The 16,581-nt window shown below is 41.1% G+C and carries 14 protein-coding genes; 5 read left to right on the plus strand and 9 right to left on the minus strand.

The features are described from left to right. Positions 1-12: 12 nt before the first annotated feature. The gene (locus tag HFD85_RS07945; RefSeq protein ID WP_167607394.1) at positions 13-1,800 is read right to left on the minus strand and encodes a chloride channel protein; all 1,788 of its coding nucleotides are present in this window, start codon (positions 1,798-1,800) and stop codon (positions 13-15) included. Continuing rightward, positions 1,793-3,571 (minus strand): chloride channel protein, encoded by a 1,779-nt coding sequence (locus HFD85_RS07950; RefSeq protein WP_167607397.1) that lies wholly within the window; start codon positions 3,569-3,571, stop codon positions 1,793-1,795. The genes HFD85_RS07945 and HFD85_RS07950 overlap by 8 nt, the downstream gene beginning before the upstream one ends. Positions 3,572-3,674: 103 nt before the next feature. On the opposite strand from HFD85_RS07950, the gene HFD85_RS07955 reads away from it, so the two are divergent. Beyond that, positions 3,675-4,553: a TIGR01777 family oxidoreductase gene (locus HFD85_RS07955; protein ID WP_167607400.1), complete on the plus strand. Its 879-nt coding sequence runs from the start codon at positions 3,675-3,677 to the stop codon at positions 4,551-4,553. Positions 4,554-4,682: 129 nt separating this feature from the next. After that, complete coding sequence (locus tag HFD85_RS07960; RefSeq protein WP_167607403.1) at positions 4,683-6,827, plus strand: FUSC family membrane protein; 2,145 nt, start codon at positions 4,683-4,685, stop codon at positions 6,825-6,827. A gap of 81 nt (positions 6,828-6,908) precedes the next feature. Here the strand turns inward: HFD85_RS07960 and pckA are convergent, their stop codons facing one another. Both pckA and xerD read right to left on the minus strand, forming a co-directional pair. After that, positions 6,909-8,513, minus strand: a complete 1,605-nt coding sequence (pckA, locus tag HFD85_RS07965; RefSeq protein ID WP_167607406.1) for a phosphoenolpyruvate carboxykinase (ATP) — start codon at positions 8,511-8,513, stop codon at positions 6,909-6,911. Between the two features lie 241 nt (positions 8,514-8,754). Then, a complete protein-coding gene (gene xerD / locus HFD85_RS07970) occupies positions 8,755-9,654 on the minus strand; it encodes a site-specific tyrosine recombinase XerD (protein WP_167609579.1) in 900 nt (299 codons plus the stop codon). 140 nt (positions 9,655-9,794) lie between these two features. Between xerD and aroQ the strand changes: the two genes are divergently transcribed. Continuing rightward, entirely contained in the window at positions 9,795-10,211 is a 417-nt protein-coding gene (gene aroQ / locus HFD85_RS07975; RefSeq protein ID WP_167607409.1) for a type II 3-dehydroquinate dehydratase, read from the plus strand. A gap of 103 nt (positions 10,212-10,314) precedes the next feature. Beyond that, positions 10,315-11,727, plus strand: coding sequence for a pyruvate kinase (pyk, locus tag HFD85_RS07980; protein ID WP_167607412.1), 1,413 nt, complete (start codon positions 10,315-10,317; stop codon positions 11,725-11,727). Between the two features lie 72 nt (positions 11,728-11,799). Here pyk and HFD85_RS07985 read toward each other — a convergent pair whose 3' ends face one another. Beyond that, complete coding sequence (locus HFD85_RS07985; RefSeq protein WP_167607415.1) at positions 11,800-12,270, minus strand: hypothetical protein; 471 nt, start codon at positions 12,268-12,270, stop codon at positions 11,800-11,802. Positions 12,271-12,526: 256 nt separating this feature from the next. Between HFD85_RS07985 and HFD85_RS07990 the strand changes: the two genes are divergently transcribed. Further along, positions 12,527-13,054, plus strand: coding sequence for a nitroreductase family protein (locus HFD85_RS07990; protein WP_167607418.1), 528 nt, complete (start codon positions 12,527-12,529; stop codon positions 13,052-13,054). Here HFD85_RS07990 and HFD85_RS07995 read toward each other — a convergent pair. From HFD85_RS07995 to HFD85_RS08010, 4 genes are all read right to left on the minus strand, one after another. Further along, complete coding sequence (locus HFD85_RS07995) at positions 13,047-14,192, minus strand: pyridoxal phosphate-dependent aminotransferase (RefSeq protein WP_167607420.1); 1,146 nt, start codon at positions 14,190-14,192, stop codon at positions 13,047-13,049. The genes HFD85_RS07990 and HFD85_RS07995 overlap by 8 nt on opposite strands. Positions 14,193-14,248: 56 nt before the next feature. Next, a complete protein-coding gene (locus tag HFD85_RS08000; RefSeq protein ID WP_167607423.1) occupies positions 14,249-15,187 on the minus strand; it encodes an SIS domain-containing protein in 939 nt (312 codons plus the stop codon). Positions 15,188-15,269: 82 nt separating this feature from the next. Next, complete coding sequence (locus tag HFD85_RS08005; protein WP_167607425.1) at positions 15,270-16,154, minus strand: fructosamine kinase family protein; 885 nt, start codon at positions 16,152-16,154, stop codon at positions 15,270-15,272. Between the two features lie 92 nt (positions 16,155-16,246). Next, the gene (locus HFD85_RS08010) at positions 16,247-16,579 is read right to left on the minus strand and encodes a TraR/DksA family transcriptional regulator (protein ID WP_167607428.1); all 333 of its coding nucleotides are present in this window, start codon (positions 16,577-16,579) and stop codon (positions 16,247-16,249) included. Positions 16,580-16,581 lie beyond the last annotated feature (2 nt).

A 16,581-nucleotide genomic window follows, 5' to 3' on the forward strand; every position in this document is an offset into this window, starting at 1 on the left:
CACCGTAAGTATTTAGTCGTGAGAAAAATACTCCAGTGTTTTTCTGTAATTTGAAAAGACCATAGCCCGGGAAATAAAACCAAGATATTTGCCATCGTCGATTACCGCCAGATTGTAACGGTTCGATGTCTCAAATTTCTCGGCAACAGTTTCCATACTGTCATGCGACGAAATGTAAAACTCAGGCATAAACATCAAATCCTTCACCTTTACTTCGTCGTATAAATCAGGTTCGAATATCAAATTCTTGATCTTCGAAAGTTTGATCATTCCTTTCAGATAACCTTCGTTGTCGACAACCGGGAATAAATTCCGGTTCGATTTTGATATGGCTTTAACCAGGTCTCTTAAAGTATCATCGGGAGTGAGCCGTTCAAAATCATTCTCAATAAGTTTCTTTACTTCCATGGAACGCAATACTGCTTTATCCTTATGGTGCGTGATAAGTTCACCTGTTCGAGCCAGGCGTTTTGTATAGATAGAATGCGGCTCGAAAGCCATAATGGTCACATAGGCAACCGTAGAAGTAATCAGCAAAGGAATGAACATGCCGTAGCCTCCTGTTATTTCAGCAGTAAGGAAGATCCCGGTAAGCGGGGCATGCATCACGGCTGCCATCATTCCGGCCATACCTGCAAGTGCAAAATTATTTTCGGCGACACCTATTCCAAAAACAGTATTCAACAGTTTAACTACGAAATAACCCGCCATGGCACCTGCAAACAAAGTAGGAGCAAAAATACCACCATTGCCACCTCCTCCGGTGGTTGCCGACATTGCCAACACTTTGAATATCAATATTGCGGCCAAAACCAATAACAAGACGTATGGATTATCTTTCCACGATTCAAATAGCGAAGAATTTAGCAGATCAGGACCGTGGTTCATAAAAACGGTGCTGATACTTGTGTAGCCTTCCCCCCATAACGGCGGAAATAAATATACCAGAATGCCCAGAATAAATCCTCCGGCCAGCAAGCGTAACAACCAGTTTTGTATGCCTTTAAATTTGCTTTCGAAATACAAGGTAGCCCGTGTAAAATAAAGGCCCAGAAATCCGGTAAAAACACCAATCAGAAGGAATATCCAAATCGTACTGATATCAAAAGGTGCTACCTGAGGAAATTTCAACAACACGGCATCGCCCATAAAAAAATAGGACAAAACAGTTGCTGTTACCGATGATATGAGCAAAGGAATAAGAAATGCCATATTCAGGTCGATCATCAGTACTTCGAGCGTAAAAACGATCCCAGCCATTGGGGCATTAAAAATACCGGCAATAGCACCGGCTGCGCCACATCCTACCATCAGGGTTATGTATTTGTAGCGCAATTTAAACAGACTTGCCAGGTTGGATCCTATGGATGCACCGGTAAGAACAATTGGCGCCTCCGCTCCTACTGATCCTCCGAAACCAATGGTGAGCGAACTGGCAACCATTGAGGAGTACATTTTATGAGGCTTTAACCGACTGCTCTTACGTGAGATGGCATACAGAATTTTTGAAACACCATGGCCTATGTCGTCTTTTATAACATATCGAATAAACAGAACTGTTAGTAAAATACCGAACATTGGGAAAAAAAGGTAGAGGTACTGAAAGCCTTCCACATTTATATAGGACGTTAGCTCTTCGGCCACAAAGTGAATGCTACGTTTTAAAATTAAGGCAGCCAAACCACTTAACAGACCAACAACCAGACTCAAAATATAAATGAAATTCTTTTCACTTACATTTGCAATCCTCCACGCAACTAATCGCGTTAGTATCCGCTTGAGCCGATATTTTTTAAACATGCGAAACATCAATTATTTGTTTTCGGTAACGGGTAAACACCCGTGCTCTTGAAATAAATCCTAAATATTTTCCGTTCTCGATAACCGCCAGATTGTACCTGCCCGATACTTCAAACTTATTTGTTACAACTTCCATGCTATCATTTGGATCGATGGAATATTCAGGCATATACATCAGATCTTTTATTTCAACTTCGTCGTACAGTTCGTGCTTAAAAATAATGTCGCGAACATCATCCATTTTAACCATACCCACCATCGTACCGTCATCAGAAACAACCGGAAACAGGTCACGATGCGCCTTTGTAATTGCATCGGTAAGATCGCGTAAAGTCGCATTGGGCTTTAGTACCACAAAGTCGGTTTCAATCATTTTTCGTACATCCATTAACTGCAACACATTGGCATCTTTGTCGTGTGTCAACAATTCCTTTCGTTGTGCCAACTGAATATGATAAACCGAGTTCGGTGTGAAAGCTCGTACAATAAGGTATGAAAAGGTTGCGGTTATCATCAGTGGTACAAACAATTGGTATCCACCTGAAATATCTGCTATCAGGAAGATGCCCGTTAGCGGGGCATGCAGCACTCCGGCTATCAGTCCGGCCATACCGATTAAAGCAAAGTTGTTAGTGTTAATATTATGGATTCCGGTCTGTTTGATGATCAAGGCGAAAAGCATTCCGGTATTAACTCCCATAAACAGCGTGGGAGCAAAAATACCCCCAACTCCTCCTGCACCAAAGGTTAGCGAAGTTGCCACTATTTTTAGAATAATCACTGCAGCCAGCAGCATGATAACAATCCAGAGCTCTTCATTCAAGCCATAAAATATGCTGTTATCAAATAAGAATTCTGTGTTTCCGGCCAGGCATTCATTAATGGATTCGTACCCTTCGCCATATAACGAAGGAAATAGAAAGATCAATACTCCCAGGCTTACTCCACCAACAATTAAACGGGTACGATTATTTTTCAGCTTTTCGAATAATCCACCGATAAACAGGTACATTTTGGTAAAATAAACCGAAACAAATCCGGCTACAATTCCGAGTAAAATATAATAAAGTAAGTCGTTAAAGTTAAAGGCTTGTTGTACTTCGAAAGGATATAGAACATCCTGTCCGAGAAAAAAATAGGAAGTAACAACACCAGTTGCTGAGGCCAGGAGTAAGGGTACCAGCGAAAAAACCGTCAGGTCGATCATGATTACCTCAACAGCAAACACAATAGCTGCGATGGGTGCTTTAAAGATGGCAGCCATAGCCCCTGCGCACGCACAGGCCAGCATAAGGATGGTATTTTTATAATTCAGCCGAAAAGTGGTGGCCAGCCACGATCCCCAGGCTGTTCCGGTAGCAACTGTAGGGCCTTCCAACCCAACCGATCCACCAAAACCTACCGTTAACGAACTCGACACAACCGATGAATACAGGTTGTGAGGCCTGATCCTGCCCCGGCTTTTTGAAATACTGTGAAGCACGTTTGGTATTCCGTGCCGAACCTCGGACCTAACCACATATTTGATGAATAAAATGGCGATAAAAATACCGATTACAGGAAGGGCAAAATAAATGTAGTTTTCAACGTCGGTAGTAACAATCGAATGAACCGCTTTTTGAGTAAGCCTAACCGTATTTTTGATAATCACTGCTGCCAATCCGGAAAAAATCCCGACAACAATACTTAAAATTGTCAGGAATCCCCTCTCGCTCAGGTTTTTCAGTCGCCAACGATGAAAACGTGCCCAAATATGTAAGTTGCCTTTCATTATACGAAACACAAAAGTAACAATTAGGTACTTCGGTTAACGAATTTTAAGAACTAAATTCGGATACTAGTTGTTAGTTTAACAAAAATGGAGCACTGTATTTATGTCGACTCAAAAATCAATCAAAAAAATAGCGATCACCGGGCAAAGCGGTTATCTGGGAAGCCTGATTTCACAAAGATTGGTAAGTGAAGGATATGAAGTTCATGGAATTCCCCGCGCAAAGCTTCAACTTCCGGAACAACTTACTGAAGAAATTCGCTCGGCATACGCAGTTATCAATCTGGCCGGTTCACCCATTCTGCAACGATGGACGGAGAAAAACAAAAAAGTGATTTACGAAAGCCGTGTATCAACCACAAATAACCTCGTAACTGCCATCAATAACTTGCCAAAAACACAACGCCCAAAAATTATTATCTCGGCTTCGGCCATAGGTATTTATAAATCCGGAGAACTGCACGACGAACGTAGCCAGAGCTATGACATTGGCTTTGTTGGGAAAGTCGTTCAGGACTGGGAAGCTCCCATCAGCAAATTGGAGGACGATGTTCGAAAAACGATTTTCAGAATCGGGCCGGTTCTTGGAAAAAATTCCCAGATGATTTCCAGGCTTAGATTGCCATTTAAACTGGGACTTGGTGCACGAATTGGAAGCGGAAATCAGGCATTCCCATTTATTCACATCGATGATTTGGTTGCAGCTTTTGTTTGGGCCATCGAAAACGAACAAGACAGTGAAGTGTACAACCTGGTTGCGCCACAAAACAGTACTAATAAAACATTTACAAAAGTATTTGCCAGGCTGCTGCACCGACCGGCATTTCTCACAATACCTGTTTTTGTATTGAGATTGCCGTTTGGTGAAGCTGCTAAAATGCTTGCTGACTCTCCTATCGTATCCTCGTCAAAACTCGAAAAAGCTGGCTTCAACTTTCGTTTTCCGAATATCGAATCTACATTAAAGGAAATAGTTGAGTAAGTTCATTTCAATTTATTACATTACATAATCGTTTCCTTTGCAGTATTTTATGCTGGCAATGTACAATTTGTATGAGACATGTGGATGTCAATCACTAGCTTTGTAAAACATCCTTGTATTAAACAATAAATGCGAGAAAAAAGGAAAATATATCTGAAAACTAATTTAAGAAACTTCAGAAACGTATTCTGGCGTTATCCCGATCGACTTTTTGCCTTGCGGTCAACCATTTCTATGGCAATTTTGGCGATTCCATTTATAATACTTGGAATTCCTTATTATGGCGTAACACTGGCTCTTGGAGCCTTAGCCGGCTCGCTCTCGGAAACTGACGATCATCCAAAAGGCCGTGTAAAAGCGCTCACAATAACAATTTTAAGTTTTTTTATTTCCAGCCTTGCAGTTGGCCTGCTACATAATTATCCTTTGGTGCTGGGTGCCGGCTTTATTTTGTCCACTATTGTTTTTATTCTTCTTGGTGGAATTGATGAACGTTACCGAACCATCACATTTGGCTCGGTATTAATTGGTATTTATGCCATGCTTAGTGTTGAGATTAGTCCGGCATGGTATTGGCAGGCTATTTTGTTGCCGGCAGGTGCTCTCTTTCACGGGCTGTTAACGCTTATTTTAATGTACCTGAATCCCTGGCGCTTACTAGACGAACAAATGGCCGGTGGTTTTATTACTCTTTCAACTTACCTGGAAAAAAAAGCCATGTTATTTCCCAGCCGGAAAGAAGACCAGGCTGCAATTAATAAGGATTTGGCAATGCTAAATATCAACGTTGTCAATTCGCTCGAGAAAATTAAGGACGTATTAAACAATTATGGTCGGGAATTAAAAAATCCGGAAGTACTGCGTACTTACCTTCAACGATTTATGCTCCTGCAAAGCCTTCACGAAAGAGCTGCTTCAAGTCACGAACGTCACGATAAACTCAGCAACGAAGATGACACTATTGAAGTGGTGGAAGGCTTTGGTGAAATGTTACGTCAGTTGTCGTATGCCACCAGGCAAGTGGCCGAAAATATGCTGACCGGAACACCATATCATCACCCGCTTGCGCTTGAATGGATTTCAAATGCCATTGAAGATAAACTGAAGGAAATGGATGAAAATAAAGCCCAGCCTCTTGTTTTGCTGCATCACAACTTGCACCGGTCGCAAATTTCGCTGAAATACCTCGATAATCCGGTTGAAGGCACTTCCATCCCACGTTTACGACAAGAAGAACGCAGTGCATGGGAACGCTTTCGTGCGCAACTCAATCTCAAACATCCGCGAATGCGCTATGCTCTCAGGCTGAGTCTTACTTTCCTGATCGGCTTTATCATTGAGAAACAACTTCAGCTGGATAAAGGAGCCTGGGTGATGTTGACCAGCCTTTTTGTTAGTCAGATCACCTACAGCAGCACACGCCGCCGTCTTTTTCAACGTGTACTGGGAACTGTTACAGGAGTCATTCTGGGTGTATTGTTGCTGCAGATTTTCACCAATACAGCGGCGCAGGTACTACTAATGTTTGGATCGGCCATGGCTTTCTTTTACTGGCTGCGAAAGCAGTATTCAATTGCCGTTATTTTTGTTACCACATTTGTGTTGAGTGCGTTCAGCATTATTACAAAAGACGGAGGGATGAATATTATGATCCCGAGGCTGGTAGATACCTTAATTGGAGCCTCGCTGTCATTTTTGGTTATTCGCTTTTTATGGCCTGCCTGGCAATACCGCCAGATGCCGGAAATAATTTCGAAAGCCATGCAAAAAAACAGGACCTATCTGCTTGCTATAGCCAATGAATACAAAACCGCGAGTTCTGACGATTTGGGCTATCGAATTGCACGTCGTGAAGCACATTTGGCGGATAATGAACTGGCGCAAGCCTGGAACAGTATGCGTCAGGAACCGAAAAGCAAACAAAAACTCATGCAACATGCTTTTAGTCTCACCTACCTCAACCACGCGCTATTATCGCACATATCGGCTTTTGGTGTACATCGCGAAACCAATATGCCAACACTTGAAAATTTTAACGAAATTGTTTTGCAGATCAGTGACGCCATAAATGAAGCCAGTCAGTTGATAAAGCCAAATGCACAGAATATGCTTGTTGACCTCAGTCCGCTGTTACTCGAACTTAAATCGCAGATTGTTGATACGGCTTCAGGTCTGAAGAAACAACAGCTTCGTTTGCTGTACAACATTGCCGGAACCACTTCAAAAATTGTTGATGAGCTTGAAAAGACGCGAAAAGAGATCGTCAACTCGTAAAATTCTAACTACCAAAAACCGGACATAAAAAAACCTTCTGCCAATCGACAGAAGGTTTCTATAGTTGAAGTAATTAATGTATTAATCAATTTGCGGACCGGCAGCAACCAATGCTTTTCCTTCTTCGTTATCAGTATATTTAACGAAGTTTTTGATAAAGCGGCCACCCAGGTCTTTTGCTTTTGTTTCCCATTCAGTAACGTCGGCATAAGTATCGCGTGGATCCAAGATTTTAGGATCAACACCCGGCAATGCAGTAGGAACTTCAAGGTTAAAGATTGGAATAATCTTAGTTTCAGCCTTTTCAATTGAACCATCGAGGATAGCGTTGATAATACCGCGTGTATCTTTGATAGAGATACGTTTTCCAGAACCGTTCCATCCAGTGTTAACCAGGTAAGCTTCTGCTCCGTGCTCTTCCATTTTCTTCACTAACTCTGCACCGTATTTAGTTGGGTGTAAAGTAAGGAAAGCAGCACCAAAACAAGCTGAGAAAGTTGGAGTTGGCTCAGTGATACCACGCTCTGTACCTGCTAATTTTGCAGTAAATCCTGACAGGAAGTGATATTTTGTTTGATCCGGAGTCAGTTTAGAAACCGGAGGCAATACTCCAAATGCATCAGCACTCAGGAAGATAACTTTTTGAGCGTGACCTGCTTTTGAAGGAACTGCGATGTTATCGATATGGTAAATCGGATAAGAAACACGGGTGTTCTCAGTTGTAGAACCATCGTTGAAATCGATTTTACCTTCAGCATCAACTGTTACGTTTTCCAACAAAGCGTTACGTTTGATAGCAGCAAAAATTTCAGGTTCTGAATCTTTATCTAATTTGATGGTTTTTGCATAACATCCACCTTCGAAATTGAAGATACCGTTATCATCCCAACCGTGCTCGTCGTCACCAATTAACTGACGGTTTGCATCTGTTGAAAGAGTGGTTTTACCTGTTCCTGACAAACCAAAGAAAATAGCAACATCACCTTCTTTACCAACGTTGGCTGAACAGTGCATTGAAGCCATACCTTGCAGTGGCAGGTAGTAGTTCATCATTGCGAACATACCTTTTTTCATTTCACCACCGTACCATGTACCGCCAATCACCTGCATTTTTTCGGTCAGGTTGAATACAGTAAAGTTTTCAGAGTTCAATCCTTGTTCTTTCCAGTTAGGATTGGTTGTTTTTGAACCGTTCATTACTACGAAGTCTGGTTCACCATAAGCTTCCAGTTCTTCTGCAGTTGGGCGAAGGAACATGTTTGTCACAAAGTGTGCCTGCCATGCAACTTCCATAATGAAACGAACTTTCAAACGAGTGTCTTCGTTTGCACCGCAGAACGTATCTACTACAAATAATTTTTTACCAGAAAGCTGTTTCGCAACTAATCCTTTCAACTCAGCCCAAACTTCAGGAGTTGTAGGTTTGTTGTCATTTTTTGCCTGTTCTGAAGTCCACCAGATTGTGTCCTTGGTGGTGTCGTCATTAACAATGAATTTATCCTTTGGGGAACGCCCGGTGAAAATACCGGTCATTACATTAACTGCATCAAGTTCGGTAAGCTGTCCTTTTTCGAATCCTTCGAGGTCTGGCTTCATTTCCTCTTCGAACAATTGTTCATAAGATGGATTGTATACGATCTCTTCAACATCTGTAATACCGTACTTGCTTAGATTTAGATTTGTCATAACTACCTAATAATTAACTTATTAATAATGAAATATATTTTATAAAATCGGTCATCAAATTTAACCTTTTTTTTATACGACGGGTCTTTGACCTGGATTTGACCACAAGTTTACCGGCTAAATAAACACTTATTTAACATTGACAATTCACAGATATAAAGACACTTAAGTATATAATTTAAAATATAAAAAGGTGCAACTGGAACACCAGTGCACCTTTCCTTAAAATATTATGTACAATTTAGGACCTTGGGTGATATTGATGAATTGTATCCTTCAGATAATCCCGGTCGAGATGGGTATATATTTCGGTAGTTAAGATCGACTCGTGACCGAGCATTTCCTGAACCGCCCGAAGATCGGCTCCACCATTTATCAAATGTGTAGCGAACGAATGTCTGAAAGTATGCGGACTTATTTTTTTATCCATGCCCACTTTTTCAGCCAGGTTTTTAATAATAGTGAAGATCATTACCCTACTCAGCTTCCTACCTCTTCTGTTTAGGAAAAGGATATTTTCACTGTCTTTACTAACCCTAAGTTTTTTCCGGTAGGTATTCAGGTATTTATTGATTTCTTCAATCGCGCTCTTACTTGCAGGTACCAGTCGTTCTTTCTCTCCCTTTCCTTCAACCTTGATATACCCCTGCTCAAAAAACAGATTAGTAATTTTTAGGTTAACCAATTCCGAAACCCTCAGACCACAACTGTATAAAGTTTCGAGCATGGCCTTGTTTCGTTGACCTTCCGATTTATTCAAATCAACTGCGTTAATCAGTGAATCGATCTCCTCCATCGTTAAAATATCCGGAAGTTTTCGTCCGATTTTTGGCGATTCCAGCAACGAGGTAGGATCGTTTTCAATACTACCTTCTATCAACAGGAATTTATAGAACGATTTGATACCGGAAATCGTGCGCGCCTGTGTACGCGGACTCACCCCCCGCTCGTTCAAAAACTCTACAAAGGCTTTTAGATGGTTCAACTTTACCTTATCGGGTGCTACTCCTTTGTATTGCTTTTCTAAAAAATCAGCCAGTTTATTAATGTCGTTTATATATGCAGCTATTGAATTCTGCGATAACGATTTCTCTAATTTCAAATAATTCTCGTAGCCTTTTTTACTCTCCTCCCATTTCATAATCTTCAAATTAAAGTTATTTTTATTGTCTGTTTGTATTATCTTCTTGTCATAATTTCAGTGCTATTAAACACTGCCACGTTTTGGAAATACGATCTGTCTACTTTAAAGTTACATAAAAAAAATTAAAATCGAAATAAATGAATATATTGATAATCAACGGCCCCAATTTAAATCTCTTAGGTGTTCGGGAGAAATCGATTTACGGATCAGCGAGTTTTGAGGAATATTTCGAGCAATTGAAGCAAGAATTTCCCCAGGTTCAGTTTACATATTATCAATCGAACGTTGAAGGAGAGATAGTTACCAAATTACATGAGTTTGGATTCAGTGCCGACGGTATTATTATTAACGCAGGGGCTTATACGCACACTTCCGTAGCCATCCGCGATGCAATTGCGGGAATAAATACCACGGTAGTTGAAGTACACATATCCAATACGCTCACCCGCGAAGAATTCAGACATAAATCATTGATTGGTCCTGTTTGCCGGGGTTGTATTATGGGCTTTGGTCTTCAATCATATAGTTTGGCAGTAAAAAGTTTCGTAAATTAGAAAGCGAATTTTTGCATTAATTATTTGTTCACATCCGTTTATTTTTTTCACCGAAACCTGCAATATTTATACTTTTGCAGCCACAATTAAAGAAATAGAAAGTATGAGACAAACAAAAATAGTAGCAACGATATCTGACCTGAGATGTGATGTCGAATTCGTTCGGTCGCTTCACCAGGCAGGAATGAACGTTGCAAGGATGAACACGGCGCATATATCTACCGAAACCGGTAAAATGATGGTTGATAATATTCGGAAAGTTTCGGAAAAAATAGCCATTATCGTTGATACCAAAGGGCCGGAAATCAGAACATGCAGTGTACAAAACGAATTGGCTGTATCGGAAGGCGAAGACATTGCCTTTTCATTTTCTCCGCTTACATTCGATATGAAAAACGTATGTGTAAGTTACGAAGGCTTTGTTGAAAACCTGGAAGTTGGAAACAAAATCCTGATTGACGATGGTGACATTGCGGTTACTGTTAAAGAAAAACACGACGACTACCTGGTGTGCCGTGTTGAAAACGACGGTACCATTAAGAAGAAGAAAAGTATAAATGTTCCGGGAGTTGAAATCAAACTTCCTTCACTTTCCGACCGTGATGTGGAATTTATTCATTTTGCCATTGAAAATGACCTCGATTTTATTGCACACTCCTTTGTAAGAAATAAGGAAGATGTTTTGGAAGTGCAAAAAATCCTCGACGAGCACAACAGCAAAATCAAAATAATTGCAAAGATCGAGAACTTGGAGGGTGTTGAAAACATCGATGAGATTCTCGAATATGCCTACGGAATTATGGTGGCCAGGGGCGATCTTGGTATCGAACTTCCTGAAGAGAGCATTCCTCCGGTTCAGCGTAACCTGGTTAGAAGAGCTATTTTCCATCAAAAACCGGTAATTGTTGCCACACAGATGTTGCACACCATGATCGAACACCCGCGTCCGACCAGGGCAGAAGTGAGCGATGTGGCCAGCGCCATTTATATGGGAACTGATGCAATTATGTTAAGCGGCGAAACTGCTTATGGTAAATACCCTGTGGAAGCAGTAAAAGTAATGCACAATATTGCTTCAAAAGTTGAACCGGACCGCGATCGCAGAGAGCTGATGACTCCATTGAAAAATGATATTCCAGCATATTTGGCTCAATCTGCTATTCGGGCAGCTCGTGAGCTTAAACCTGACGCAATCGTTACCTCGACTACCACCGGTAAAACTGGAAGATACCTGGCGGCATACCGTTCTTTTTTCCCGGTCTACGTGATGTGTCACTCTAGGCGGGTAGTTCGCGAAATGGCACTTTCATTTGGTATCCACCCTATTTACCTTGAAATTAAAAAGAACAAAATGAAGATCCAGAAAGCAGCAATTACTTCGCTTGTAGAAAAAGGCGTGATTGAGCTGGACGATCTGGTAATCTATGTTGGCGGACGTTTTGGTGAAGATGCGGGAGCTTCATTTATCGAAATTTCATCAGCCGATCGGCTCTGTGTGAAGCCCAAAGAAAATTAAGCTATCTGAAAAGTATAAAACAAAAAAAACCGCGGTTGCCCGCGGTTTTTTTATTTAAAGAGTTTTTGATTCTTAATTCAGTAAGTGTGTGTACCCGTCGTTAAGCAGGTCTGGCAGATAGCTGGCAATTAAATCCAGCGCTTTTTCGTCTTCTACCTTGTTCGGAGTAATAATGCGCTGATTTTGCATTTCTTTCTGATTCAATACTGCCTTGTTGATTTTTTTAGGAACCTCGCTCCATGAATTACGAGTAGCTTTTACACCAAAACCATCGGCGGTTGAGCAGTAACTTACTACGAAATAATCCGATTGAACAACATACTCTGTTCCCTCAATAGTATTTCGTTTCACAACTGTAACAGGAACTTCATCCTGACTGTAACTAATGGTCCAGATTGCTTTTACCTGTTTTCCCATGTGAAGATCTTCCACAGGGGCAATTTCATAATTATTAAGAGCTGAGCGTAAGCCTGTAGCATTGGCTACTGATGCGCTTAGGAAGAATACAACTACTAGAACTGTTAATGCATTTAATTTTTTCATGACTTAAAGTTTAATGTTTACAATGTTTTCTGTTTTCGCTTTATTTGTACAAAAATGACGATTGAATTACATTTACGTTACACATTATAATCTGTTGTAAAACACCTGTTCAGTTCATCATAATTATTGCTTATTACAAAGTATAGTTTTTCGAATCGTCGGTATTACAAATTGTAAGCAAGAATATTTTGGCAATGGTATTTCTAATACAATATGATTATTTTTTATTACAGAATTTTTTTCAATAATAATTACCATGGAGCTCAAAAAACTTATCAATCAGCGCTTTTCAGTCAGAAAATATCAAAAGAAAGCAGTAGAAAAAGAGAAACTGATGCGGGTATTAGAGGCAGGTCGCATGGCTCCTTCTGCTGTAAATTATCAACCCTGGCATTTTATTGTTGTTGATGATGCCGAAATTTTGAAACAACTTCACAACTGTTACAAAAGAAGCTGGATACAGGAAGCACCTTTAATAATTGTGGCATGTTCTGATCGTTCTCAATCCTGGAAACGATCATCGGATGGAAAAGACTCGGCGGATATCGATGTTGCTATTGCCATCGACCACATGACATTGATGGCTGCTGAGCTGGGACTCGGAACTTGTTGGGTTTGTAATTTTGATACGAATGAATGTACCACAATACTAAATATTCCGCCACAAATCGAACCGGTGGCATTAATCCCTTTAGGTTACCCTGACATTGAATCACCGGTAAAAAAACGAAAACCGCTGAACGAAATCGTTCACTTTAATACGTTTGGCAATACGATTAACTAAATTCTTGCTGAAAATATTTTTGCAAACGATCCATGCCTCTGGCAATGTTTTCAATCGAATTGGCATACGACAAACGGATAAATCCTTCACCATTCTCGCCAAAGTCAATCCCGGGTGTTACTCCAACATGCGCTTTTTCCAATATATCGAAAGCCAGTTTGTAACTGTCGCGGGTTAGGTGTTTTACATTAACAAACACATAAAATGCACCGGTTGGTTCCATCTTTATCGAAAATCCCATTCCGTTTAAACGTTCGATCAGGTAGGCGCGCCGTTTATCGTAGGTTTGTCGCATATTTTCCACCTCGTCGTGTGCGGTTCGCAAGGCTTCAATTCCTGCACGCTGGGCTGTTGAACTGGCACAGATAAACAAGTTCTGTTGTATCTTCTGCATGCAGCGCACATATTTTTTGGGAGCAATTACATAACCCAGTCGTAGCCCTGTCATAGCATACAACTTCGAAAAGCCACTTAACACAAAAGCATTATCAGTAACTTCCAGTATTGAATGTGCCCGTTCCTTATACACCAGACCGTGGTAGATTTCGTCGGAAAGAATCGGCACATCAAGTTTGGCCAGTTCTTTCATCACTTCCAGCGACAAAAGGTTACCTGTAGGATTCATAGGGCTGTTGATCATGATGGCCCGGGTTCGCGCGTTTATTTTTTGCTGAATAACTTCGGGCCGGTACTGAAACCCATCTTCTTCGTAAACCGGAACTTTTACCGCTTTGGTGTCAAGAAAGCGAAGGAAATTAGGATAACAGGCATAGCCGGGATCAGAAATGATCACCTCGTCGCCGGGTTCGCACAACACGCTCAAACTTAAAAGTATCGCAGGCGAACTTCCCGAAGTTATAATGATTTGATCGGGTGAAACTTCAACACCATATTCCTTCCAGTATTTTTTTGAAATCTCTTCGCGTAACTCAATATCTCCTAAACTGTGGGTATAATGTGTTCTTCCTTCCTGAAATGCTTGCTGAACAGCAGCAGCAACACCTTTGGGCACGTTAAAATCGGGTTCGCCAACTTCGAGGTGTATAACATCGATGCCTTTTCGCTCCATCTCTGCTGCCTTTTCGAGCACCTCCATTACAATAAAGGGTTGAATATCGTTTGCCTTTTGTGTGGTCATTAGCTGAATGTGGTTTTTGCGTTTAAAGGTAATTATTCAGCTAAATACAAAGCATGCTATTTAATATCTTTTTCTTCGTCTCCAACGCGTGTTACTTTTTCCCCAACCTGGAAAATTGATTTTACTTTTAAAGTATCGATCAGGAATTCGGCTGCAAAAAAGAAGAACATCGGATATATAAGGGGACTGTAGATTGTATTCACAAGGGGATCGCTAAGTTCGAAAACATCGGCTCCGGCCTTTTTCACCACTTTCAGCAACTGTTTTGTTCGTTGATATTCGGGGCCCTGATGATTAATGGCAATGATCATTACATTACGTGAAGTCTCTTTAAAGCCGTGATCGTACTGCGATGCCGACATCGAAAGTACAGGTGTTTTCAGCACTTCGCTTAACACCAGTGCTGCTTGTTCGGCTGTTGCAATATTGGGGCCGTTCCCAAGTACATAGATCGCTCTTTTTCGCCATCCTTTGCGGCTCTTTCTGATCAGTTCGCCTAGTTCGCAGCCAACTTGTTCAAAATGATTCATCTGATTCTTATACACCGATAATACCTCCCGCGGATCGAATCCAAAGCCCATATACAACACCATCAAAGTATTCAGGTAGGTTTTCGACGGTATTCTGCTTTCCTTGCCCGAGTAAAGTACAACCTGTTTTGTACAATTCTCATGTTGGGTAAGCGGGCTATTTTCTTCATTAACAATTCCGATAAACGACGGAAAGAATTCTGCACACCAGATAGTCTCAGAACTTTGACCCGACTGCGAAATCAGCACTCCATTGTTCGCTCTTCTGTTTTTAACAAGATAATTGTAATATTCGGCTGCCTTTTCAGGATAGATATTTATTCCAAGATAACGAAAGGCATTGGTTGCAATATGCGACGCTCCCATGCCGATATACGGCATTTCTTCCGGCAAAATCAATCCTTTGTTTTTCTGATAACAAAGCTCCGTCCGATACGGAATTTCGTATAATTCGTCTTTTACCATGTTGTACCCCCGATTTGAACTTTATTCAAGTTACGAAAAAGCAACTGAACGATCCAAACCATAGCGAACTTTTAACGGACGACTACAAATAGCTTTTGGCGAGATAATAAGCCTGCGATCCGTAGGAACCGCCAAACAAGTAATAATGATTCAGAATATGATACAATTGATAAAGTTTGTTACGGCCCTTCCAATCGGGATCTAATGGAAATGCATTGGAATAGGCATCGAAGAATCGAGATGAAAAACCGCCAAACATGGTTACAATCCCAAATTCCATCTCCCGATCGGCGTAATAGGTAGCAGGATCGATCAGTGCCGGACCAGCACTGGTTAGCATGTAATTTCCCGACCAGAGATCACCGTGAATCAGCGATGGCTTCGCAGTGTTTGGAATCAGTTTTGACAAACGTACAGCAAGCTTATCGTATACTTTTAGCTCTTCCATAGAAAGCGAACGCTTCTGTTTGATGAGTCCCAGTATGTAATTCAGCCGGTGTTCACGAAAAAACGTAATCCAGTCTTTTTCGGGTTGATTATTTTGAGGTGTATCGCCGCAATAATTATTGTGTGGAAATCCAAATGTGTCATGTTTATACCAGTGAATAGTGGCCAGTCCTCTTCCAAGCTTCTCGTCATCGTTGCCACTTCTTCCTGAATCGAAATATTCCATGACCAGAAAACCGGGATGCTCCCCCACTTCCTGGTAACAAATCACTTCAGGGATCATCAATGAATTTGAAGCCGCTTTTTTGAGCTCCTGCAAACCTTCAGCCTCGCGCTGAAACATATCCGCAGGACAACCGGCATTCCATTTTAAAAAGTAGGTTCCTGCATTCGTTTGAAGTTTCGAAGCATGATTAATACAACCTCCACCCAGCGTATCCGACGATAGGATATGCACCGGCTTTCCAAAGCTGTCAGACATTTTCAGCTCCACATTTCTCAAAACGTTTTCCGAAGTCATAAGAAATTGTCTTTTCTGATTGCGTTTCAGTTAAAGATAGGAAGTAATACAATCAATCTGAAATTTTGATTCGGGGAATAAATCAGAAAGTATTAGTGCGAACAAGCCACACAGGTTCTTGATTGTGGCATAATGAGAATGCGCCCCAGAGGAATCGGCTTTTTACAACTTACACAGATGCCAAAGTCATCTTCATCGACTTTTGTAAATGCGAATTCCAGTTTTTCGAGTTTTTCCTTTGATTTGCGGAGGGCAGCTTCGGTAACACTTTTATTCTGAATGGCGTCCATACGTGAAATGCGCCTGATGGCATTTTCGGGCTCAACCGGTTTTGTTAGTTCGCTATATTCCTGAACCAGCTTTTTTGTTTTGCTGATCTCAGCTTCAATTTTCACCCGTATTTCACTCCGGCTGAACTCTGCCATTT

Source organism: Maribellus sediminis (genome assembly GCF_011799805.1).
GTDB classification, from domain to species: domain Bacteria; phylum Bacteroidota; class Bacteroidia; order Bacteroidales; family Prolixibacteraceae; genus Draconibacterium; species Draconibacterium sediminis_A.

Bases quoted from the DNA above. Each gene is read 5' to 3' on its own strand.
- pyk (WP_167607412.1), top strand. From the start codon at position 10,315: ATGAGACAAACAAAAATAGTAGCAACGATATCTGACCTGAGATGTGAT.
- HFD85_RS08005 (WP_167607425.1), bottom strand. From the start codon at position 16,154: ATGACTTCGGAAAACGTTTTGAGAAATGTGGAGCTGAAAATGTCTGAC.
- HFD85_RS07960 (WP_167607403.1), top strand. From the start codon at position 4,683: ATGCGAGAAAAAAGGAAAATATATCTGAAAACTAATTTAAGAAACTTC.
- HFD85_RS07990 (WP_167607418.1), top strand. From the start codon at position 12,527: ATGGAGCTCAAAAAACTTATCAATCAGCGCTTTTCAGTCAGAAAATAT.
- xerD (WP_167609579.1), bottom strand. From the start codon at position 9,654: ATGAAATGGGAGGAGAGTAAAAAAGGCTACGAGAATTATTTGAAATTA.
- HFD85_RS07950 (WP_167607397.1), bottom strand. From the start codon at position 3,571: ATGAAAGGCAACTTACATATTTGGGCACGTTTTCATCGTTGGCGACTG.
- HFD85_RS07985 (WP_167607415.1), bottom strand. From the start codon at position 12,270: ATGAAAAAATTAAATGCATTAACAGTTCTAGTAGTTGTATTCTTCCTA.
- pckA (WP_167607406.1), bottom strand. From the start codon at position 8,513: ATGACAAATCTAAATCTAAGCAAGTACGGTATTACAGATGTTGAAGAG.
- HFD85_RS08010 (WP_167607428.1), bottom strand. From the start codon at position 16,579: ATGGCAGAGTTCAGCCGGAGTGAAATACGGGTGAAAATTGAAGCTGAG.
- HFD85_RS07995 (WP_167607420.1), bottom strand. From the start codon at position 14,192: ATGACCACACAAAAGGCAAACGATATTCAACCCTTTATTGTAATGGAG.
- HFD85_RS07955 (WP_167607400.1), top strand. From the start codon at position 3,675: ATGTCGACTCAAAAATCAATCAAAAAAATAGCGATCACCGGGCAAAGC.
- HFD85_RS07945 (WP_167607394.1), bottom strand. From the start codon at position 1,800: ATGTTTAAAAAATATCGGCTCAAGCGGATACTAACGCGATTAGTTGCG.
- HFD85_RS08000 (WP_167607423.1), bottom strand. From the start codon at position 15,187: ATGGTAAAAGACGAATTATACGAAATTCCGTATCGGACGGAGCTTTGT.
- aroQ (WP_167607409.1), top strand. From the start codon at position 9,795: ATGAATATATTGATAATCAACGGCCCCAATTTAAATCTCTTAGGTGTT.